This window comes from Saccharospirillum sp. (assembly GCF_040881935.1).
GTDB lineage: Bacteria > Pseudomonadota > Gammaproteobacteria > Pseudomonadales > Natronospirillaceae > Saccharospirillum.
On record NZ_JBBECH010000068.1, the window covers coordinates 62,089 to 83,975 of the forward strand.

Here is a 21,887-nt window from a genome sequence, read left to right on the forward strand (position 1 = left end):
ATGGGGTAGACTGGCAGTAGACCAGACCCGGGTCTGTAATCAACAGGAGAACATCATGAGTGCCGCCCTCGTCTGGATTATCGCCGGCATCGTACTGATATTGACGGAACTGATTGCCACCAGCATCGTGGCGGTATTTATCGGGATCGGTGCCATCGTCACCGGTCTGCTGTTGCAACTGGGCCTGATCTCGTCGGTCCTGATGCAACTGCTGACGTTCAGTATGGCGACAGTGCTGAGTCTGGTGCTTGCTCGCAAGCAACTGAAACAATGGTTTCACGGGTCAACCGCTGATCGCGGCTCGTCGCAAAACAGTTTCCAGCAGGAGCTGGGCGAGCGGGTGACGGTGGAAGAGGATTTCGATCAGGGTGCAGGCCGTGTGATCCTTAATGGTGTCGCCTGGGATGCCCTGTCGGACGATGAATTGCGCGCCGGTGAGGTGGCCTGGGTTGTCGCCAATGAAGGCATACGACTCACGGTTGCCCGGCATAAATCTCCAAGCTCACCCGACCCCATTGAACGCTAACGCACTTCACAATTAATAAGGAAAAGCAGATGGATCTTTTTGCAGATTTTGGCACTTGGTTAGCGGGCGGTATTGCGCTGGCCGTGATCATTGTTATTTTCAAGACCGCCCGGATTGTGCCGCAGAAAAGTAATTTCGTGGTCGAGCGGCTGGGTAAATATTCACGCACGTTGGATTCCGGCTTTCACCTGCTGATTCCGTTCATCGACAAGGTCGCTTATACCCACACGCTGAAAGAAGAAGTGATCGACGTAGCACAGCAAGCCTGTATCACCAAAGACAACATTCAGGTGGGCATTGACGGCGTTATGTACATTCAGGTTATCGATGCGAATAAAGCCAGTTACGGTGTTGATAATTATCGCAATGCGGCGAGTCAGTTGGCGCAAACCACGATGCGCTCGGTGATCGGCCAGACGGATCTCGACAAGACCTTTGAAGAACGCGCCAAAATCAACGAAGAAGTCGTTCGGGCTCTCGACGAGGCCGCCACGCCCTGGGGCATCAAGGTATTGCGTTACGAAGTCTCCGACATTGAATTGCCCAACAGCATTAAAGATGCACTTGAGCAGCAAATGCGCGCCGAGCGCGAACGTCGTGCGGCCATTGCCAAGTCGGAAGGTGAACGCCAGGCGATGATCAACGTCTCCGAAGGTCAGAAACAGGAAGTGATCAACCTGTCTGAAGGTGAAAAGCTCAAGCAGATTAACGAAGCAGAAGGTCGCGCCGAAGAAATTCAGCTGATCGCCATCGCCACTGCCGAAGGCTTGCGCAAAATCGCCGAAGCCATTCAGACACCAGGCGGCAAAGATGCCGTCAGCCTGCGCATCGCCGAACAGTACGTCAAAGAATTCGGCAACCTCGCCAAAACCAACAACACCCTGATCCTACCGGCCGAACTGTCAAACGTCGGCGGTGCCGTAGCTGGCCTGGCCGAAGTACTCAAACACGGGAAAGGTTGAGTCCTTACCGGGAGTTCGTGGTGGCCACCGGGTAGGTGTATCCGGGGTCGGCGTGAACCCGTCCATGGGGCCTAGACCGCAACATCCATGTTGCGGACTACCCCGGATACACCTACCCGGCAGCCACCACTTGATTCGGTGGTTGCTGCTACCAGGTTCCTTTCTTTTGTAGCAGGCCTAGGCAATTGGAAGGTATAGCGACGGGTGGCAGGGTTGCTCTTGCGGGGGTATCTGAGGCATGGATGCCGAAGTTAAGCCTACATGGATGTATTCACGGCGCCCCTGCAAGAGCAACCCTGTCATCCGTCGCGGGCTCAAGGCATTGCAGCCAATTTGAACTCCGAAACTTAAGCCTCTAAACAAAATGCGGCTGCGAAGGCCCGCCAATTTGTCTCGCCAGGTAACTGGCATAATTATCCGTCATACCTGCAATGTGATCGATCAGCCGGTGGTAAATCTCATCCGGCGACCAGGTCGCTGACGGCGCTTCCATACCCATCAAATCGAACACACGTTTGGCGCGATAGCTGAGCTGGTTGTAGTCCTGCTTTTTATGCAGTTCAAACCCGGCGGTCATAAAGGCCTGCAGCAGAGTGCTGAGCACGGCGTAGGCGCCGATTTCGGTTTCGGTTTTCTGGGTGTCGAGAAATACCTTGGTGTGGGCCAGGGCTTTGGCCTGGGCAATGCCGTTGCGGATGTGGTCCGGGCACTGGCTGATCAGGTCGCCGTCGAATATCCCTTTCATGATCGCTGACTGATGTCGCACAAAGGTGTCGACCACGGCGTCGACCATAATGCCGATGGTTTTGCCGCGCAGGGCAGCCAGCTGGCGATTGGGTGAGATGCCGTTGTCGCCATCGTCGAGGTCGAGCCCGGATCCGCCCTGAATGTTCATGAACACCTTGCTGACTTCTTCGAAGTCGATGATGTGCAGTTCCACCGCGTCTTCCAGATCGATCAGGGCGTAACAGATGTCATCGGCCGCTTCCATCAGGTAACTCAGCGGGTGCCGTTGAAAGCGATTATGTTCCCGGGTTTGCAGGCCGAGGCTGTGGGCGAGTTTTTGCATGATCGCCAGCTCCGGCTCGAACACGCTGAACTTGCCTTTTGTGGTGGCGTGTTCGGCGGACCAGGGGTATTTGATGCTGGCACCGAGGGTGGGGTGGGTCAGGCGCAAGCCGCCCCGGTTCAGATGATATTCGACCTGGGCGATAATACGAAACCCCTGGGCGTTGCCTTCAAAGTGGGTCAGGTCGCGCCGGGTGTTAGCTTTCAATGGTTCCAGCAAATAGGCGTTTTCCGGTTGCTTGAACCAGTCTTGAATGGCGTATTCCCCGGCGTGGCCAAAGGGTGGGTTGCCAATGTCGTGCGCGAGGCAGGCACTCTGTACAATGACGCCGAGATCATCGGGTTCAATCCAGTCGGGCAGTTGGCTGCGTATACGTTCGCCGACCCGAATGCCGAGGCTGCGCCCGACGCTGCCGACTTCGAGGCTGTGAATCAGGCGGTTGTGCACGTGGTCGTTCTTGGCCAGCGGGTGCACCTGAGTTTTACCGCCGAGCTTGCGAAAGGCGCTGGAGAAGACGATGCGGTCGTGGTCTTTGTGAAAGTGGCTGCGCCCCACTTCTTCGGCGCCCAGTGCCTGGTGGCCGTAGCGCTCGGTGGTTAGCAGTTGTGCCCATTCCATCTGTTCGTCCTGTGCGTGGTCATTGAAGGCTGATAGGGTATCATCGTCTGTCGCGAAGCGCCCATTCGGGTGTTCGTAAATCACAGTGGATGCCGATACTCAATCACGCCGTATCCGTTCTACCCATCAGCAAAGAGGCAATGGCTTGGCCAAGTCCAAAACACAATTTGTATGCGCTGAATGCGGTGCTGACTATTCCAAATGGCAGGGCCAGTGTGGCGAATGCAAGGCCTGGAATTCGCTGAAAGAGTTTCGTGAAGCGACCGGAGCAGCCGCCCGCCAGCCGAATTTTCAGGACGACAAACGCACCGGGTTCAGCGGCAGTCGCAGTCAGATTCAGAAGTTGTCTGACGTCAGCCTCGAAGAGCAGGCGCGCATCCCGACCGGTATGGGTGAATTCGACCGGGTACTGGGCGGGGGCCTGGTCAGTGGCAGTGCGGTGCTGATTGGCGGGCATCCGGGAGCGGGTAAATCCACGTTGTTGTTACAAACCCTGTGCCATCTGGCGCGCCAGCTGCCGGTGCTGTATGTCTCCGGTGAAGAATCGGTGCAGCAAATCGCGTTGCGCGCCCAGCGTCTGAATTTGCCAATGGATGCACTCTCCATTTTGGCCGAGACGTCGGTGGCGGCTATCACCGAAACCGCTCAGGAAACCCGGCCGCGGATTCTCGTTATCGACTCCATTCAAGTCATGCACGCACCGGATGTCGAATCGGCACCGGGCAGTGTCTCCCAGGTGCGCGAATCGGCCGCCTGGCTGACCCGCTTTGCCAAACAAACTGGCACGGTGCTGATTCTGGTTGGCCACGTAACCAAAGATGGCAGCCTGGCGGGCCCCAAGGTATTGGAACATATGATCGATGCCTCGGTTATGCTGGAAAGCTCCGGTGATAGCCGGTTTCGTACCTTGCGCGCGATCAAGAACCGTTTTGGTGCGGTCAACGAGTTAGGGGTTTTCGCCATGCTCGATGTCGGGCTGAAAGAGGTTAAGAACCCAAGCTCGATCTTTCTGAACAAGAGCAGCGAGCCGTCGCCGGGCTCGGTGGTGACCGTGGTTTGGGAAGGTACCCGACCATTGCTGATCGAATTGCAGGCGCTGGTCGACGGTACCAGCATGGGTCACCCCCGGCGAATTGCGGTCGGGCTGGATGCCAATCGCTTATCGATGATACTGGCCATTCTCAACCGTCACGGCGGGGTGTTCACCGGGGATCAGGATGTCTTTCTGAACGTAGTGGGTGGCGTCCGGGTCACCGAAACCAGTGCGGATCTGGCCACCTTGCTCGCGGTAGTGTCGAGTTTGCGCGACAAACCGCTGCCCAAAGACTGGGTGGTGTTTGGTGAGTTGGGTCTTAATGGTGAGCTGCGGCCAGTGCCCAATGGCCTGGAACGTATCACCGAAGCGGCCAAGCATGGTTTCCGCAAGGCCATTATTCCCAAAGCCAATGCACCGAAAAAGCCGATCGAGGGCATGACGGTGATCGGCGCGAACCGTCTGGACGAGGTGTTCAGCGCCTGGTCGGATATGTAAACCCGAGTCAATCAGCCTTGCTGTAGCGCTTCAAGATAAGCCTGTGCCTGGGTGTGGTCCCGTAGAATATCGGCCAGGGTTTGGCCCTGGAGGTTGGTGGCGTCCAGGTTGCGGCCCCGTTCGCGGAACAGGGCGACAAAACGCTCGAACGTTTCTTCGTTCATACGAGTATATGCCCGGTAAAGGCAGTGGAAATCCGGGTCTGTGCCATCATAGGTAGCGAAGTTGAGGTAGTCTTCAAGGTGGGCCTCACCCCAGACTTCGCCTTCAACCCGTTTTTTATCACGTTTCATGGAAGGTCCTTGCATGGATTAGGGGCCAGAGGGTTGAGCAACGGGGAGTCCCTCTGGACAACAAAGTGGGTGACATTGGGATGGTAACCCAAGGGCTCGGTAGCCCGACAGTCGGTACTGAAAGGGCAAGTTTAAAGTTATAAATAGATGCCGTGAAGTTACTTATGGGAATATAGCAAGTGAGGTCAGCTATATCGACCGGCTGACGCAGTGGTTTCAGTCAGAGTTCAGCCAGTTCGGTTATTCTATTCGCTGATGTTTCCCATTGTTCAATACCGCAACGCCCGGCATTTAGATTCAGGAGCTAAGATTATTTTCGATCGTCGATACCGCTATCGATACAACAGCATTCAGGCTCTGGGATTGAGCATACTGCTGTTAGTTGCCGCACTGGTTACGGCTGAGGCCGCTGAACTGCCGTCTGTGGCACGCAATGACATCGAGGTGTCACCGGGTAACCGTGGCTTGCGCAATGATCTGCGCGATCAGCTGCAAGGCTATCGGGAGTCGCTGCGCTCGATCGGGCTGAACCCTCGCGCCAGCAGGCTGGCCCAGGGCGAACGCGAGCAGATGCGCCAGGTGCTGGATTCGAACGGCTATTACGAGGCTGAGATCATCCATCGGGTGGTCGAAGAAGCCGGTGAAACCGAAGGCGAGATTCAGCAGCGGGTGCAGTACCGTATTGATACCGGCCCGCAGTATCAGGTGCTGGATGTGCGCATCGAGGGCGTTGAGGTTAATGTGCCGGATACCTGGCCGCTGGCGGGTGAGGGCGAGCCGTTGGTCGCTGAGGCTATTCTGGGTGATCAGTCCGAATTGCAGACAATCATTGATGGCGACAGCTGCTATTTTACGCTGAATGTCAGCCATGAAGTACGCCTGGAAGCGGAAAATGACGGGGGCCTGGTGATTTACCAGGTCAATGCGGCTGACCCCTCTACTCAGGGGAAAGTGTCTTTTAGGGGTCAGGACGGCGTTGAGGAGGCTTTTCTGCGCCGCCAGACAGCTCTGCGCGAAGGGGTTTGTTTCAGCCGGGCCAATATTGATCAGGCGATCATCAATCTTTATGAAACCCAGTTATTCTCGTCGGTACGCCGGACATTGAATCGGGCTGAGGATGGCTCAGTCGAGGTCACCTTCGAGCTGAGTCAGAGAGCTCCGCGAACGCTCAGCGCCGGAATCGGCTGGGATACCGACCGGGGCTTTGGCCTGAACGCCGGGTGGGAGCATCGCAACCTGACGGGCCGTGCGCAGTGGCTGGAGCTGGGTGGCGAACTGCAACGGGATCGGCAGAGTGGCAACATTCAGCTGACCTTGCCCGGTTTTCTGGATGCGCGTAATACACTGGTATGGAACAACACCCTGACCCATGAAGCACCGGGTGACGATGAGTTCTACATCGGTGAAAGCCGTGCCACCATCGACCGGCGTGCCTCGCGCAACGATACTTACCGCTTTGGTGTAGCCTACCGGCGCAGCGACGAGCGTGTCGGCGATGAGTGGAATACCTTCAGTCTCATTCGAATTCCGTTGTCCTATGAGTTCAATTCGGTCCCCAATGACTTTAACCCGTTGAAGGGCTTGCGTTACAGCGCTGGAATTGAGCCCGTCTGGAGCCTGAACGACTCAAGCGACCCGTTTTACGTCGGCTCGCTGGGGTGGTCAAGCTACCGTAACCTGGTTGATGAACTGGTGCTCGCCAACCGTCTGGAATGGACCTCTCTATGGCCGTTCAACGAGTCTGCCGATCTGAACCGCATTCCCACCTCAGACCGTCTGCTGGGCGGGGGTGGTGGCTCGGTACGTGGCTACCCTTATCGCTCAATTGGTCTGGAAGGCACCGATCTGGGTGGCACCCACCAATGGCAGGGTAGCCTGGAGTTGCGCGGCCAGCTGAGCGAAAACTGGGGTGCCGTGTTGTTTGCCGACGCGGCCAGCATCAGTGAAAACTGGAATCCGACTGAGCAATCGAACTGGTACTACGGGGCCGGTTTTGGCGTGCGTTATTTCACCCGTTTCGCACCGATCCGCTTTGACCTGGGCTTTCCCGTCAATGGCCGCGACAGCGACCCAGCCTTTCAAATATACATCAGCCTTGGGCAGTCATTTTAATGGCCATACGACTGCGCACCGTTGCCCGCCGCGCCTGGCTGACCGCTTTAGGCATAGTGGCGGTGTTTATTCTGATACTGGTTTTGAGCTTGGCTTTCCTGCTGGGAACGGAGACTGGCCGGCTGACAGTGCTATCGCAAGCCGAACGCTGGTTGCCGGTGCTTACCGGCCAAAACCTGAACCTGGACAATCCGCGCTGGGCAACGCTGGGTGAACTGAGCTTTGACCGCCTGACCTATCAGGCTGGCGACGAAGGCCTGAGCGTGGTCGTCGACACCGGTACGTTGCAGTGGCAACCGCAATACAGCTGGCAGCGCCGGGTGTGGATCGATGTACTGGCCGCTGAACATGTTCGGGTTGAGGTGCCTGCCGGGTCCGAAACCGAGCCCACACCGGAAACCACAACGACTACCGATCCACTGGGTCAACTGCAGGCGGTCTGGAATCGGATTCCACCGATTCAACTGGCGCAGTTATCGGTAGCCGAATTTGAACTGAGTTTGCCTGGCCGGCCCGACCTGCGCACCCGCATTGAAGCCGATGCCGAGATCAACTGGGGCAGTTGGCCGGCGCGCCTGGCGTTGTCCCTGACCGAAGGTGAGGGCCAGGCCGTTTCAGCCTCAGTGACGGTGGACGCGGTGGATTCGCTCAGCATTCGCGGCGACCTGAACGCTGCGGCCAGCGGAACCTGGGCACAATGGATCAATTGGCCGCTGGATGAACCTCTAAAAGGAACCTGGGACCTGCGCCTGAGCCAGCCGGGTTCCCAGTGGCGCGCCGATATCGAGCAGATTGAGCTGCCCTGGCGTGAACATCAGCTGGCTTTGAATGGGCAAATCAGTTACAGCCCGGCGCAAACGCGCCTTTATCTCTCGCCTCTGAATGCCAACATCGACGGTCAGACCGCGCGCCTGAATGGCTATCTCGGGCCACGCCAGGCCGATCTTGATATCGACGCCGATGCGCTGCCGCTGGCGCTGCTGAACGATGTGATTCCGGTGTCCGATGTTTCGGGTGCGGTCTCCATAGCCGGGCAGTTCAGTGGCGGCTGGCAGCAACCTCAATTCGACGGGAATGTGAAACTGGAGGGAGACCTGCGGGGTGATGCCCTGAGCATTCGCACTGAAAGTCGCGCGACCGTCAGTGGCGTCGAGCTCGAATCGGCGCAGCTGAACTGGGGTGATGCCCGGGTGGAAGGCGAGGGCCGGGTGCAATGGGATTCACGGGAACTGGACCTGTCACTGATCTGGTTTGATCTGGACCAGAGCCGCTGGCAGCCGTGGGTCTCGGCCTGGCCAGAGGCCTTAACCCTAACCACAGAAGGCCGGGGCGATGTCACCGGTACCTTCGATAACCCGCAGTTCACAGGGCGTATTGAGACGTCCGGGATCTATCAACAAGCTCCGTTTGAACTGTCGACCGATCTAACCGGCACGCGTGAGTGGCTCGAACTGAGCGCCACGACGCTGGCAACTGAAGCGGGTGATATCGAAGCCAGTGCTCGCTTGCAGCTGGATAATTTGGCACTGGAAGCAACGACTGACCTGTTTGATGTTCGCTCCAGCTGGCTGGCCATCGCCGGGGTCGACCTGCCGGTTCAGCAAGATTGGGGGCTCAGTGGCCAGTTGGTGTGGAGCGGCACGGCCACGGAACCGGTTGCCAGCGGTAACCTGACCATAGCGGGCCAATGGCAAAACCAGGCGCTGAACGCGACCCTGCAGATCGACCGTTTTGATCTGACCCAGGTGCAACTCGGCCAGAGCCAGATACAGCTGGCGGATACTGAAACCGAGCTGTCCGGGCTGATTGACTGGCAACAGCAGGCGCTGGATCTGAATGCACGCGTGGGCGCCTTGCGCCTGGCGACGATCCGTCCCTTTTTACCCGCCCTGCCGGATGTACTGGCGGACCTGACCGGCAATACCACCGGCGATGTTCAGGTATCCGGCCCCTGGCTGGAACCGGCGGTCGATGCCGATCTGGTGTTTGACGGTCGCTGGCTGGACCAGCCGCTGACCCTGAAGGCTCAGGTATCGGCTGAGAATCGCCGGCGCTGGCGCATTGCTCAGGCCGAAGTAACGTGGTCGGAACTGGGGCTCTCGTTCAGTGGTGACGTGCAACCGTTTGCCCGCCAGATCGAAGGTAACTACCAGATCAGTAACCTGACGCTGACTGATCTGCGCCGTTTGCCGCTGACCTTGCCGGAATCGCTCGATTCCTTAACCGGCAGCGCTCGTGCCGAAGGCCATATAGAAGGCGATCTGACAGCCCCGCGTATCACCTCCGAACTGGCTTTCGACGGGGAGTTCGAATCGACCCCTCTGACTCTGGCGGCATCGGTCACTGAACTGACGCCTCAGCAACTCACGCTGGCCTCGCTGGCGCTGCAGTCGGGCGACAGCGAATTAACGGCTTCTGGTGTGGTTGAGCTGGCGCCGCTGAGGTTTGATATCGACACGGAACTGACCAACCTGAGTTGGGCTCAAATGACGCCTTGGCTGCCGGATACCGACGGACTGGCGCTGAACACACTGAGCGGGCAAAGCTCGGCCCGGGTCAGCATCGGTGGTAGCTGGCCCAGTCTCGCACTGGAAGGTCAGGTTCAATCCCGTGGCCAGTATCTGAGTGATGATTACGATCTCGACTGGCAGGGCAGTGGCACTCTGGGTGATCGGCTGATGCATGAAGCGCAGATAACCTGGGGTGCAGCCGTGCTGCAACTGGATCTGGAAAATCAGGGTGACCAGATAGACGGCGATGTGGCGATGTCGCGGGTGTCGTTGCAGCGGTTACGGGCGTTGGGGGTGCCTCTCACAGATGACCTGAACGGCGACATTAACGGCCAGGCCAGCATTACCGGTGCCCTGACCGACCCCGATGTCGACATTGAACTGAACGCCGGCGGTGAGTGGGCCGGTTTTGTGGTTAACGGCAACGACCGCTGGCAACTGAGTTTGGTGGCGTCGGGCCGAATGGATGACTGGCAGATCGGCGAAGCACATGCTGACCTAGGCCCGGGTGGCGAAATACGCCTCAGCGGTCAGGGCACGAGTCGTTCTGTGGATCTGCGCGCAGAGGTGAACGTTCCGGAAGCTCAGCGCTGGCTGGGCAACAGTAGCACCTGGGCTGGCGGCTTGAAGGGCGTGCTGCAGGTGTCGGGAACACCGGAAGAGCCAGCCGTCTCCGCAGAGTTGGAATGGACATCGAGTCAGTGGCCGCTGCAACTGCAGGTTGATGTATCGACCGGCTCGGGTCGCCATCACGTCCAGGCCAGGGTGCTGGAATCGCAGGCACAGCGTTTGTTGGTGGATCTGAGTACCGAGCAGACCGCACTCGCTGACTGGGCTGGCCCGCTCTACCAGAGACCGTTCATCGCCGAAGCAGAGCTGGCCCTTAATGACACCGTGCTCGAACCGCTGCTGCGCAACCGGCCCGATCAGGATTTTACCGGCACTATAGACGGCCAGTTGTCAGTGTCCGGCAGCCTGGAGCGTCCCGAATGGGAAGGCCGCATTCAACTGAGTGACGGCCGCTATGAGAATGCGGTAAGCGGCGCTGTTCTGGCCGATATGAACGCCGAGCTTACGGCCAACAACCGCACCTTGCAGTTCAATCTGGGTGCTAACGACACCAACGGAGGCAATGTCTCCCTCGGCGGTGACGTGAACTGGCCCGAGGCCCGCGAGGTGTGGTGGATGCCGGAGCTGGATTTGGAGTTTAACGCCGATAATGCGCGCCTGGTGCGTCGGGCCGATGTTGATGCCACCATCGACGGTACCATCACCGTTACCGGCTCGTGGCGTGATCTGCGGATCGCGGGCTTGCTCGATGTGTCGCCGCTGATTATTCAGCTCAATTCCCTGTTACAAAGCGGAGTCCCGACACTCAATGTGGTGCGCTCTCAGGAGGAGGAAGAGGAAATCGCTGCAGCCAATGAAGCCAGCGTTTTTGCCCCCGACGGGCAATGGCAGGTGCGCCTGCGCGCGCAGCGACGCGCCCAGATATATGGCCAGGGGCTCGCGGCTGAATTGTCCGGTGAACTGGATATCACCGATGATCTGGCCAATCCGCAAATCGGCGGGCGCTTTCAGGTCATTCGAGGTGCCTACACTGCCTTCGGCAAAAACTTCGATATTGAACGGGGCAACATTCAGGTGCAGGGCAACCAGTTGTTACTGGATATTCTTGCCGTCTATGAAGGGCCGGACATTACCGTGAACCTGAACATTCAGGGGACTCAAAGCCAGTTGAGTCTGAGCCTGACATCGACACCGGCGCTGTCCAACGATGAGTTACTGGCGCGGCTGCTGTTTGGTCGCAGCATCGCCGAAATGTCGGCGCTGCAGGCGGTGCAACTGGCAACGGCATTGAACAGCCTGCGCAACCCCGGCAGTGGTCTGGATGTTTTCGGCACCACGCGTGACCTGCTTGGGCTGGATGCCCTGACGCTGGACAGCGGCACCAACGAGGAAGGCGAATCGGGTGTGAGCGTGCAGGCTGGTAAATACCTGAGCGATCGCATCTATCTGGAGGTGGAATCTGGCGTGGGTGCCGAGCAGGGGCTGGAGGGCAGCCTGCAGTTTCAACTGACACCCCGGGTAAACGTCGAACTCTACACCCGAGGTCAGTTTGGTGCGGGTGGCGTTGAACTGAACTGGAAAAACGACTACTGAGTGTCAGGCTAACAAGAGAATCAGAACGTTGCGACCGCGCTAAATAATACTCGCTACAGTAGCGTTGACGATGGCTTTTGCCTATTCTGGCTCGCTTGCATTATCTAGCCTGCCTTGAGGTTACTGTGTCTGTTTTCTGGAAATTACGCTGGTTTTTTAAAGTCGAATGGCGCCGCTACATCATCGCGATCAGCGCACTGGTGATTGTCGGCTTCGCCGTACTGGTGCCACCCTGGATCACCGGCCGGGTCGTGGATGGCATCGCTGAACGCACCCTCACACTGAACCAGCTCTGGTGGAATGTGGGTATTGTGATCGCCGTTGCTCTGGTCAGCTATGTGATGCGCGTGGTGTGGCGGGTGGCCCTGTTCGGTGCCAGCTATGCGCTGTCGAACCGGTTGCGTCGCGATATTTACCGGCATCTTACGCGTCAGTCATCTTCCTTTTTCCAAAAACATAACACCGGCGATTTGATGGCCCGCGCCACCAATGATATTCAAGCCGTGGAAATGACAGCGGGTGAAGCGGTGCTGGCACTGTTCGATGGGGCATTGACCGGTATATTGGTATTAACGGTGATGACCACTCAAATAAGCTGGCAACTCACGCTAATTGCGTTAGTACCCTGGCCCATTGTTGGCTTTTTTATGTGGCGTTTTGGTCAGGAATTGCACGCCTCCTTTCGGTTGGCCCAAGCACGGTTCAGTGATTTGAACGACAAGGCACAGGAAAGTATTTCCGGTATTCGCCTGATCCGCGCGTTCGGCCGTGAGGGCGTTGAGGATGATCAGTTCAACACCATTGCCCGCGAAGCCAATGCGGCGAATCTCGCGGTAGCACGCACCGACAGTAAATACGATCCGGCCATTTCACTGGCCGTGGGTATGTCTTTCTTTTTGAGCGTGGCGGGCGGTGCCTGGTTTATTGTGAACGATCAGTTAACCCTGGGTCAGCTAACCAGTTTTACGCTCTATCTGGGTTTTATGATTTGGCCCATGTTCGCAGTCGGCTGGATGCTGAATCTGGTCGAGCGTGGTCAGGCGGCTTACGAGCGCATTGATGAACTGATGCATACCGAACCGACGATCAAAGACGGTGGTACCTTTACCGGCGATGCCGAAGCGTCGATTCAGATGAACATCCGGTCGTTTCAGCATGCCGCGGAACTGCCTACGGTTTTGCACGATCTGGAGCTCTCCGTGCGCGCCGGAGAACTGGTCGGCATTGTCGGCCCGACCGGTGCCGGCAAATCTACCTTGCTGGATTTACTGGCTCGCTTGCAGGAAGGTGATGCGGCCGATATTCGCCTGGGTGACCGCCCCATCGCTGAGTTTACCCTCGACAATTTGCGCCGCCATTTGTCGGTGGTGCCGCAGACGCCCTTCTTGTTTACCGCGACCGTCGCAGAAAATATTGCGCTCGGTCAGCCGGATGCCAGCCGTGAAGCCATTGAGGCGGCGGCCCGCATTGCCCAGATTCACGATGATATACTGCGCTTCAGCGACGGCTATGAAACGCTTGTCGGCGAGCGCGGTGTGACGCTTTCCGGTGGTCAGAAACAGCGGGTGGCCATTGCGCGTGCCTTGCTAACCGACGCGCCGGTACTGGTGCTCGACGATGCACTCTCGGCGGTCGATGTACGAACCGAACAGGGTATTCTGGCGCATTTAAAGGCCGCCCGGTCCGGACGCACCACTCTGATCAGTTGCCACCGACTGACGGCCATTGAAGAGGCCGACCAGATACTGGTGCTCGACCAGGGGCATTGCATCGAACGCGGCACGCACCGGGAACTACTGGCATTGGGCGGTTGGTATCAACGCACCTACGCTTACCAGCAACTGGAACAAGTGGTGGAGGCGGGCCAATGAAAGGTACCTTCTCTCGTCTGCTGCGTTACGGTTTGGCCTATCGCCCGATGCTGATTCAGGCGGTGTTGTTGCTCACGCTGGCCACCGCTGGCAATGTACTGGGCCCCTACCTGATTAAAGTGTTTATCGACAGCTTCCTGACCCCGGGCTACTGGGCAGTCACGCCTCTGGTCGGTCTGGTGCTGGCGTACATAACCGCTCAACTGATCTCGGCGGTGTGCTTTTTTCAGCAAGCGATTCGCTTTAACCGCATTGCGCTGAACGTGGTGCAAACCATTCGTGAACAGGTATTCGCCAAGGTGATGCGCTTGCCGCTGTCGTTTTTTGACCACACCCCAACCGGCAGTTTGATCAGCCGCATCACCAACGACACCGAAGCGATCAAGGATCTGTACGTTAACGTTATTTCTGTGGTCATTCAGAACAGCATCCGCATGACCGGTATTCTGATTGCGATGGCGTTTCTGAACCTGAAACTCATGTTAATTTGTGTGGTGCTGGTGCCTGCGGTGATCAGCATCATGCTGATTTACCAGAAACTGTCGACGCCGGTGTTTCAGCAGGTGCGTACCTTGCTCAGCGACATCAACGCGCGTATGAACGAAGGCATTCAGGGCATGTCGGTGATCCAACTGATGAATCAGCAGAGCCGCTTCAGTCGTGCCTTTGAAGCAACCAGCACCGACCACTACAAAGCCAAAATTCGCACTATAATGATCGATGGCCTGATGCTGCGTGCACTGGTCGATCTGGTGTACATGGGGTTACTGGCAGGCTTGCTGTTCGCCTTTGGCTGGGATTTTATGAGCCCCACCGGTGCGATTCAGGTGGGTGTTATCTACGCCTTCCTGAATTACCTCGGCAACCTGACTGAGCCCGTCATCGATATGATCTCGCGGCTGAATATGTTTCAGCAGGCGCTGGTCTCAGCCGACCGGGTATTCAAGTTGCTCGATGAACCCACGGTGCCGGTACCCACTCATCCGGAAAGCCCGCGCGATGCTTCGGTGAAATTTGAGATCGAGGCGTTCAGTTACGATGGCCGTACGACGGTGCTCACGGATGTGAACCTGGCCATTGAACCCGGTCAGTTCGTGGGCATTGTGGGCCACACCGGTTCAGGCAAGAGCACGCTGATGTCACTGCTGATGGGCTTTTACCCGGTCGAGCTGGGCACGGTGCGCGTGGGCGATATCCCACTCGATCGCATCGACCCGGCCGAGCGCAGCCGGCGCATGGGCCTGGTGCAACAGGACCCGTTCATTTTCATGGGCACCATTGCCGATAATATCCGCCTGGAGTGGGATCTGACCGACGCAGACGTCGAGCAAGCGGCCCGCCAGGCGCAACTGCACGATGCCATCATGCGCATGCCCAAGGGCTACCAAACTGTGCTAACCGAGCGCGGCGGCAACCTTAGCAACGGCCAACGCCAGTTACTCAGCCTGGCCCGTACCCTGGCGCGCAAGCCAGACATTCTGATTCTCGATGAAGCCACCGCCAACATCGACAGCCACACCGAGGCGCTGATCCAACAATCGCTGATGGCGTTGCGCGGTCACATCACCATCATCGCCATCGCTCACCGCCTGAGCACGGTGATGGAAGCCGACCAGATCGTGGTACTCCACCAGGGTCACATCCAACAACAGGGCCACCATAGAGAACTGATGGCCGAAGAAGGCCTCTATCGTCACATGTATGAGTTACAGCAGCAAAAAGACCCGGTTGTTTCCGCTTAGTTGCCTGAGATGACTTAGCTGCCCCGGTTGCCATTTACCCGGATCAATCTGGCAGCGCGCTCCCCACCTTTACGTCCCTGTCTCCTGAAAGTCCTTGCATTTCACACTGATCTTTCTAAACTTTCAGAAAATACTGAAATTACGAAAATCTCATGATCTGCATCAAGATGCATGGCAAGGATTTTCTATAAGCGGGATTTGGAGTTGGCAGTTAGATCAGTGCCAGGTGCCGGGTGAGCCTATCCGGGGAAGTCCGCAACATGGATGTTGCGGTCTAGGCCCCATGGACGGGTTTACGCCGACCCCGGATAGGCTCACCCGGTGCCTGGCACGGACTCCTGGCACCGTATCAAACTGAACCCCGATACCTGTCTTTGATAGAGGGCGCGATGAAGCTGACCACTGAACTCGAAAACATGATCCTGCATTTTGGTGAAATGGCCAGTCGCTGGGGTTTTAACCGGTCCGTCGGCCAAATGCTGGCCTTGCTGGTGTTCAGCGATGAGCCCTTGTCAGCAGATGACATTGCAACTTCACTTAGCATCTCTCGCGGCAATGTCAGCATGGCGTTGAAGGAACTGCATTCGTGGCGGCTAATTCGAACGCACCGTGAGCCCGGAGACCGGAAAGACTACTTTCTGGCCAATGGCACCATCTGGGAGCTGGCGCAGCAGGTGCTGGCAGAGCGTAAAAAGCGGGAAGTGGACCCGACGCTGTCGATGCTGCGCAGCCAGCTGATGACCAGTGAGCAAGACGATATGCCCGGTCATGCTCGTCAGCAGATGCAGGAAATCCATGATCTTCTGGAATTGTTTAACCACTGGTTCGACGACATGCAACACATGAAACCCGAACACCTGAAAGCGCTGATGCGGCTGGGTTCCGGTGTTGGGAAAGTATTGGAAATGACTGACCGGTTGCGACCGAAAACAAAAATGAAAGCCATCGGCAATGACTAAGGATTAACCTTTATCTGGAGGATCTATGGAATCTCAACTCGCCGATGTATTGATGTTGTCGCGAATTCAGTTCGCCGCCAACATCAGCTTTCACATCCTGTTTCCGACCATCACCATTGCGCTGGCCTGGTTTCTGGTTTATTTCAGGGTACGCCATGAGATCAGCGGCCACCCGGTCTGGATGCGGATTTACCGCTTCTGGGTGAAGGTGTTTGCGCTGAGTTTCGCGCTCGGTGTCGTCAGCGGTATTACCATGAGTTTTCAGTTTGGCACCAACTGGCCAGGTTTTATGGAAACCGTCGGTAATATTGCCGGGCCTTTGCTGGGCTATGAAGTGCTGACCGCATTTTTTATGGAAGCTACTTTTCTGGGCATCATGCTGTTCGGTAGCCAACGGGTACCCAGTTGGTTGCATACTTTGTCAACGGTTCTGGTGGCCATTGGCACGTCGTTATCCGCGTTCTGGATCATCGCGCTGAACAGCTGGATGCACACGCCCGATGGTTTTGAAATGATTGACGGCGTTGCCCATGCCGTTAGCTGGTGGGATGTTATTTTCAACGCCTCCATGCCGTACCGGTTGACGCACATGATGATTGCTTCCGGGTTAACTGCCTCGTTTTTGGTGGCGGGCTTGTCAGCCTATCGGCTGTTGAAAGGCGATACCAAACTGGCGCCGCGTAAGGCGATGAGTGCGGGTGTTGTGGTTGCCGCCTTGTTGATTCCGGTGCAAATTTTTGTCGGTGACCTGCATGGCTTGAATACCTTTGAGCACCAGCCACAAAAGATCGCAGCGATGGAGGGCGTTTGGGAGACAGAGCGCGGTGCGCCGTTGTTGCTCTTTGCCTGGCCGGATGAAGAAACACGCTCGAATGCCTTTGAACTGGGCGTTCCGGGGCTGGCGAGTTTTATTCTTACGCATGATATGAACGGCGAAATTCCCGGTCTGAACGAGTTCGAAGAAGGGCACCCGCCGGTTAAGCCCTTGTTCTTTGGCTTCCGCATCATGGTTGGCCTGGGTCTGCTGATGCTAGCCGTTAGCTGGCTAAGCACCTGGTTTTTGTGGCGGCGTGGCGAGGTACCGGTGTGGATGCAACGCACCCTGGTTGGCATGACCTTTTCGGGCTGGGTGGCCACTCTGGCTGGCTGGTATGTGACTGAAATTGGCCGCCAGCCCTGGCTTGTCTCCGGTGTATTGCGTACGTCCGAAGCGGTGACGACGGTGCCCGGTGCGCATGTCGGGGTGTCTCTGACCCTGTATCTGGTGCTCTATGCCGTACTGCTATTTGCCTATTTGCAAACCCTGTTTTACATGGCGCGGAAATCGGTAGACGTGGAAGAATTTGAGCGTGAAGCGCATGTGGATCTCGATGAACTGGAAGCCCGCGCTTCCGCCGAACGTGATGCAACACCCGAGGAGGCCCGCTAATGAACCTTACAGACTGGTTACCCGAAATTTTTCTGGTACTGATGGGCCTGGCCGTATTGATCTACGCCGTGCTCGATGGCTTCGACCTCGGCGTCGGGCTGCTGTTGCCGATGGAGGACGAACCGCAACGTACTCAGATGATCGCCTCTATTGGGCCGTTCTGGGATGCGAATGAAACCTGGCTGGTGCTGGCCGTCGGCATTTTATTAATTGCTTTCCCGGAGGCGCATAGCCTGGTGCTGCGAGAACTATATTTGCCTGCGGCTTTCTTATTGATCGGACTTATTTTGCGCGGCGTCTCCTTTGACTTTCGCGCCAAGGCCGTCACCGGTCATCGGCGTCAATGGGATTACGCCTTTAAAACCGGTTCGCTGATAACGTCGCTTACGCTTGGCTATATGCTCGGCCGCTATGTACTCGCCTTTCAAACTGGCTGGGTAGCTCAAACGTTTGCGGTACTGAGCGGTATCTGCGTTACAGCGGCCTTTGCTTACATCGGCGGTGCCTGGCTGGTGATGAAGTCCGAAGGGGAGTTGCAGAGCCGGGCTGCACACTGGTCACGCCGCGCCGGATGGTTCGCGGCCTTGGGCATAGCAGCAATAAGCATCATCAACCCGATTGTCAGTGCCGATGTCGCCGAACGTTGGTTGAGTGTGCCTGCTGTGTTTTTGTTGATCCCGATTCCGCTGGTGTGTCTGATTCTGGTGATTCTGGTCGATCAGTATCTGAAACAAGTGCCTACGCGCGATGACGTGGGGTGCTGGTTTCCCTTCGTGGCCGTAGCGCTGTTGTTCTTGTTGAGCTTTCTTGGCCTGGCCTACAGCTTTTTTCCGTACGTGGTACCTGGCCAGCTCACAGCCGCCGAAGCGGCCAGTGCGACCGCCTCGCTCCAGTTTATTGGTGTTGGCGTTGCCATCGTGTTACCACTAATACTGGCCTATACAGCGTTTTCCTACCGGGTGTTCTGGGGAAAATCGATTGAGCTCAAATACTACTGAGCGTAAGTTTACTGGCCCAGGTGCCCGGTCTTCACCCAGGCCTCGGCACCGTCGGCCAGTTCAATAGTCGACAACGACGTCGCCGGCAACCGTATCCAGGTGCCGGCACCCCACGGCCGACCAGCATATTCGCAGGCACCGCTGAGCAATAGCAGTTCAATGCCACCGGGGTGGTCTTCGGCGGTCAGTTTCAGGTGATTTCGCGCGGGCCACCAATGCACCTGTTCGTAGTCGTCAAACAGCACGGTGGGTTCAGTAAGCTGGCTCAGGGAGATCACAGCATGGTCACGATCATTGGGCCGAAATTGCTGCAGTTTCACCAGAATTAAACAGCCGGGCTGGCTGTGTGGTTTGTGCTCTGAACCGGGCGGGTTACGCACATAAGTCCCAGCCGGGTAATCCCCATTTTCATCCGAAAATACCCCCGCCAACACCAGAAATTCCTCACCCAACGGGTGCTCGTGCCCCGCAAACTGACTGTTCGGCTCATAGGCAACCAGGCTCGTCGCTCGCGTTGTCTTCTCACCACCGTTGCGCTCCAGCAATATCCGCTGAACACCCGGTGCTGGTGAGGGCACCCACTGAGCTTTCTCGGTATTGATGATGGCTGGTTGCGTAAGATCCGCATTAAAAGCGGTATCGGGAAGGGCGTCTGCTTGCTGGTCAGGGTGGGGGCGAGACTCATAGAGCCGCCGCCAGTATGGGTCTAATGCGTTCATGGGCCTGCCGGGGGTGATGGTTCGTATACCAATATACTCCCTGAAGCGGCGATTGGATGCTTAAGCGGAATGTGGTTATTAAAAACTCGGGCCTAACCGTCTTAAAACACAACCACTAAAACCGACGTCAGCCCAAGGCCACCACCCAACAACAGCACAAATAAAACGCCAGCGTGTGCCACTGGGCGCCAGCCGGCGGTTTTCAGATCTGACCAGCGCGCTTTGATGCCGAGGGCGACCATTGCCAGCGTCAGCGCTAATTGAGCCAGCCATTGCAGGGCGGTAATGACGACCGGTGGCAACCAGCCCAGGCTGCCGATGCCTGCGGCGAGCATGAAGCCGAAGACAAACCAGGGGACTGGCAGGCAGGCTTGGGTGTCGTCCGTGGTCTCATTTCGACGCAAGCGGATGAAAACCTGGGCTAGCACTAGCACAACAGGCGCCAGCATCATGACACGCACCAGCTTGGTGACGACCGCGAATTCCATGGTCTCCGCACCCATGGATTGACCTGCAGCAACTGCCTGGGCGACTTCGTGAACTGTGCTGCCGATGTAGATGCCGAACCAGGCCGGGTCCAGCCCGGAGTAGGCGAACAGCAGGGGGTAGGTAAACATGGCCAGGGTGCCGAAGATAACGACCAGCGCCACGGCGAGTGTAACGTCCTGATCACGGCCTTTGATTACCGGGTTAGCAGCCATAATGGCGGCGGCACCGCAGACGGCGCTGCCGACTGATGCCAGCGAAGCAAGCTCCGGGCTCATCTTCAGGCAGCGAATGCCAAACCAGGCACCGAAGCTCAGCACCACCACAATCATAATGGCGTCGGCCACCAGGGCAGGCCAGCCGACGGCGACGAGTTGGGTAAGGCTGAGGTTAAAGCCGAACAGAATGATGCCCAGGCGCAGTAGCTTTTGCTGGGCGAAGCCCAGAACGGCTTTGGTCCTGGCGGTCGGTTCGGTCGCGAACGGTGAATTGCCATAAAGCGCACCGATAAGCACGGCCAACGGCAGGGCACTCAGGCCAATGCCCGCCAGCAGCGGCAGTTGAGACAGCAACAAGGCTGCGCCTGCCAAACCCACCAGTATCCACACCATCGCTCAGCTCCCGTTCAAGTGTGGTTACTGTAGTTTGGTGACTATGATAAGTATAATGGATATAACTTAACTAAAAATTCGGTTTTACTTATGAATTTTACCCTGCGCCAATTGGCCATCTTCGAAGCAACCGCTCGCCTTGGGCGTCTGACTATGGCGGCCGAAGAGCAGGCAATCAGCCAGTCCGCCGCGAGCCAGGCAGTAACAGAGCTGGAACGACAGATGGGGCTGGCCCTGTTTGAACGCCGGGGCAGGGAGTTGCTACTGACACCGGCAGGGCGTGATCGTTTACCCCAGGTCCGGCTGATTCTCGGCGATTGCCAGCGGCTGGCCGAAGGGTCGGGCGATGAACTGGCAGGTCAGCTTCGCATTGCGGTCAGTACCACCATCGCCTGCTACGTGATTCCTGGCGTGCTGGCCCTGCTAACGGACCAGTACCCGGGCATTCGCCCGGCCATTGATATTCAAAACACCCGGGGTGTGCTGCAGCAACTGGAAACCGGACAGGCACAGATCGGCCTTATCGAAGGGCCTGCGGTGCACGACTATCTGCAGATTCGGCGCTGGCAGGAAGATCGTTTAGCGTTGTTTGTAACTCAGGATCACCCGCTGGCAAAAGAGAGCCAGGTGTCGACCGAGCAACTGGAAACCCTGAATTGGATTGTCCGCGAGCCCGGCTCCGGTACCCGGGAGGTGTTTGATACCGCCATGCAAGCGGTGGGGTTACAGCCGAAAATACGGTTAACCCTGAGTCGTCAGGAAGCGATTAAACAAGCCGTGCTCAGTGGGCTGGGGGCAGGGTGTTTGTCACACCTGTCGCTCGATGCTGATGGATCGGGCCGTTTTGTGCCGCTCAACACCGACCTGACATTGGTGCGGTCATTTTCCTGGGTGTGTTCGCCTGAGGCACTCAAATCTCCACTGGTGCAGGCGTTCATGAAGGCTTTGAATTAGTGTCCTGAGTCTTAAATTCGTGCTGATTCAACCTCGAGTTGATTTAAGGACTGCCGGGTACGTTTACTGGGGGCCGTTAGACCGCAGGGATGCGGTCTCCGAGCTTACATGGACGTATTTACAGCGTGCCCCCAGTAAACGTACCCGGTAGTCCGCTTGGCACCGACTTAACAATGGGTACTACGCCAGTTACCCTGAGAATTTCAGACTCAGGGCACCAGCCAAAAAAAGCCGCCAGGCCCACAAAGGCACTGGCGGCAAAGCAGCAATAATTCGTATTTAGTTCAGATCACGCTCATAGCTTTCGCTGATCATCGCTTCGGCGGCTTCTGCT

At 57.2% G+C, this 21,887-nt stretch carries 15 protein-coding genes; 11 read left to right on the forward strand and 4 right to left on the reverse strand.

Features of this window, described 5'->3' with window-relative positions; translation table 11 throughout:
* Window positions 1-55 precede the first annotated feature (55 nt).
* Both WEB54_RS12950 and WEB54_RS12955 read left to right on the forward strand, forming a co-directional pair.
* Window positions 56-526, forward strand: coding sequence for an NfeD family protein (locus WEB54_RS12950; RefSeq protein ID WP_368056060.1), 471 nt, complete (start codon window positions 56-58; stop codon window positions 524-526).
* Between the two features lie 29 nt (window positions 527-555).
* Complete coding sequence (locus tag WEB54_RS12955) at window positions 556-1,488, forward strand: SPFH domain-containing protein (protein ID WP_368056062.1); 933 nt, start codon at window positions 556-558, stop codon at window positions 1,486-1,488.
* 355 nt (window positions 1,489-1,843) lie between these two features.
* Here the strand turns inward: WEB54_RS12955 and WEB54_RS12960 are convergent, their stop codons facing one another.
* Window positions 1,844-3,259, reverse strand: coding sequence for a deoxyguanosinetriphosphate triphosphohydrolase (locus WEB54_RS12960; protein WP_368054791.1), 1,416 nt, complete (start codon window positions 3,257-3,259; stop codon window positions 1,844-1,846).
* A 61-nt stretch (window positions 3,260-3,320) separates the two neighbouring features.
* Here WEB54_RS12960 and radA point away from each other — a divergent pair, with 61 nt between their 5' ends.
* Window positions 3,321-4,706, forward strand: a complete 1,386-nt coding sequence (radA, locus tag WEB54_RS12965) for a DNA repair protein RadA (protein ID WP_368054793.1) — start codon at window positions 3,321-3,323, stop codon at window positions 4,704-4,706.
* 11 nt (window positions 4,707-4,717) lie between these two features.
* On the opposite strand, the gene WEB54_RS12970 is transcribed toward radA, so the two are convergent.
* A complete protein-coding gene (locus WEB54_RS12970) occupies window positions 4,718-4,999 on the reverse strand; it encodes a PA4642 family protein (RefSeq protein WP_368054795.1) in 282 nt (93 codons plus the stop codon).
* A 255-nt stretch (window positions 5,000-5,254) separates the two neighbouring features.
* Between WEB54_RS12970 and WEB54_RS12975 the strand changes: the two genes are divergently transcribed.
* The 7 genes from WEB54_RS12975 (at window position 5,255) to cydB (ending at window position 18,783) form a co-directional block, all read left to right on the forward strand.
* Window positions 5,255-7,111, forward strand: coding sequence for an autotransporter assembly complex family protein (locus tag WEB54_RS12975; protein ID WP_368054797.1), 1,857 nt, complete (start codon window positions 5,255-5,257; stop codon window positions 7,109-7,111).
* Window positions 7,111-11,784: a translocation/assembly module TamB domain-containing protein gene (locus WEB54_RS12980; RefSeq protein WP_368056064.1), complete on the forward strand. Its 4,674-nt coding sequence runs from the start codon at window positions 7,111-7,113 to the stop codon at window positions 11,782-11,784. Before WEB54_RS12975 ends, WEB54_RS12980 begins: the two co-directional genes overlap by 1 nt.
* A gap of 125 nt (window positions 11,785-11,909) precedes the next feature.
* Complete coding sequence (locus WEB54_RS12985; RefSeq protein ID WP_368056066.1) at window positions 11,910-13,655, forward strand: ABC transporter transmembrane domain-containing protein; 1,746 nt, start codon at window positions 11,910-11,912, stop codon at window positions 13,653-13,655.
* Window positions 13,652-15,397, forward strand: coding sequence for an ABC transporter ATP-binding protein (locus tag WEB54_RS12990; protein ID WP_368056067.1), 1,746 nt, complete (start codon window positions 13,652-13,654; stop codon window positions 15,395-15,397). Before WEB54_RS12985 ends, WEB54_RS12990 begins: the two co-directional genes overlap by 4 nt.
* Window positions 15,398-15,786: 389 nt before the next feature.
* Window positions 15,787-16,356: a GbsR/MarR family transcriptional regulator gene (locus tag WEB54_RS12995; protein ID WP_368054805.1), complete on the forward strand. Its 570-nt coding sequence runs from the start codon at window positions 15,787-15,789 to the stop codon at window positions 16,354-16,356.
* A 25-nt stretch (window positions 16,357-16,381) separates the two neighbouring features.
* Window positions 16,382-17,785, forward strand: coding sequence for a cytochrome ubiquinol oxidase subunit I (locus tag WEB54_RS13000; protein WP_368054807.1), 1,404 nt, complete (start codon window positions 16,382-16,384; stop codon window positions 17,783-17,785).
* Window positions 17,785-18,783, forward strand: coding sequence for a cytochrome d ubiquinol oxidase subunit II (cydB, locus tag WEB54_RS13005; protein ID WP_368054809.1), 999 nt, complete (start codon window positions 17,785-17,787; stop codon window positions 18,781-18,783). Before WEB54_RS13000 ends, cydB begins: the two co-directional genes overlap by 1 nt.
* 8 nt (window positions 18,784-18,791) lie before the next feature.
* On the opposite strand, the gene WEB54_RS13010 is transcribed toward cydB, so the two are convergent.
* Window positions 18,792-19,502, reverse strand: coding sequence for a cupin domain-containing protein (locus tag WEB54_RS13010; RefSeq protein WP_368056069.1), 711 nt, complete (start codon window positions 19,500-19,502; stop codon window positions 18,792-18,794).
* Between the two features lie 101 nt (window positions 19,503-19,603).
* On the reverse strand, window positions 19,604-20,599 hold the full coding sequence (locus WEB54_RS13015) for a YeiH family protein (protein ID WP_368056071.1): 996 nt from the start codon (window positions 20,597-20,599) through the stop codon (window positions 19,604-19,606).
* Window positions 20,600-20,689: 90 nt separating this feature from the next.
* Between WEB54_RS13015 and WEB54_RS13020 the strand changes: the two genes are divergently transcribed.
* Window positions 20,690-21,553, forward strand: a complete 864-nt coding sequence (locus WEB54_RS13020; RefSeq protein ID WP_368056072.1) for a LysR family transcriptional regulator — start codon at window positions 20,690-20,692, stop codon at window positions 21,551-21,553.
* Window positions 21,554-21,887 lie beyond the last annotated feature (334 nt).

Coding starts and splice junctions, on each gene's coding strand:
- WEB54_RS13000 (WP_368054807.1), top strand. CDS start 16,382: ATGGAATCTCAACTCGCCGATGTATTGATGTTGTCGCGAATTCAGTTC.
- cydB (WP_368054809.1), top strand. CDS start 17,785: ATGAACCTTACAGACTGGTTACCCGAAATTTTTCTGGTACTGATGGGC.
- WEB54_RS13015 (WP_368056071.1), bottom strand. CDS start 20,599: ATGGTGTGGATACTGGTGGGTTTGGCAGGCGCAGCCTTGTTGCTGTCT.
- WEB54_RS13010 (WP_368056069.1), bottom strand. CDS start 19,502: ATGAACGCATTAGACCCATACTGGCGGCGGCTCTATGAGTCTCGCCCC.
- WEB54_RS12955 (WP_368056062.1), top strand. CDS start 556: ATGGATCTTTTTGCAGATTTTGGCACTTGGTTAGCGGGCGGTATTGCG.
- WEB54_RS13020 (WP_368056072.1), top strand. CDS start 20,690: ATGAATTTTACCCTGCGCCAATTGGCCATCTTCGAAGCAACCGCTCGC.
- WEB54_RS12990 (WP_368056067.1), top strand. CDS start 13,652: ATGAAAGGTACCTTCTCTCGTCTGCTGCGTTACGGTTTGGCCTATCGC.
- WEB54_RS12980 (WP_368056064.1), top strand. CDS start 7,111: ATGGCCATACGACTGCGCACCGTTGCCCGCCGCGCCTGGCTGACCGCT.
- WEB54_RS12995 (WP_368054805.1), top strand. CDS start 15,787: ATGAAGCTGACCACTGAACTCGAAAACATGATCCTGCATTTTGGTGAA.
- WEB54_RS12950 (WP_368056060.1), top strand. CDS start 56: ATGAGTGCCGCCCTCGTCTGGATTATCGCCGGCATCGTACTGATATTG.
- WEB54_RS12970 (WP_368054795.1), bottom strand. CDS start 4,999: ATGAAACGTGATAAAAAACGGGTTGAAGGCGAAGTCTGGGGTGAGGCC.
- WEB54_RS12975 (WP_368054797.1), top strand. CDS start 5,255: ATGTTTCCCATTGTTCAATACCGCAACGCCCGGCATTTAGATTCAGGA.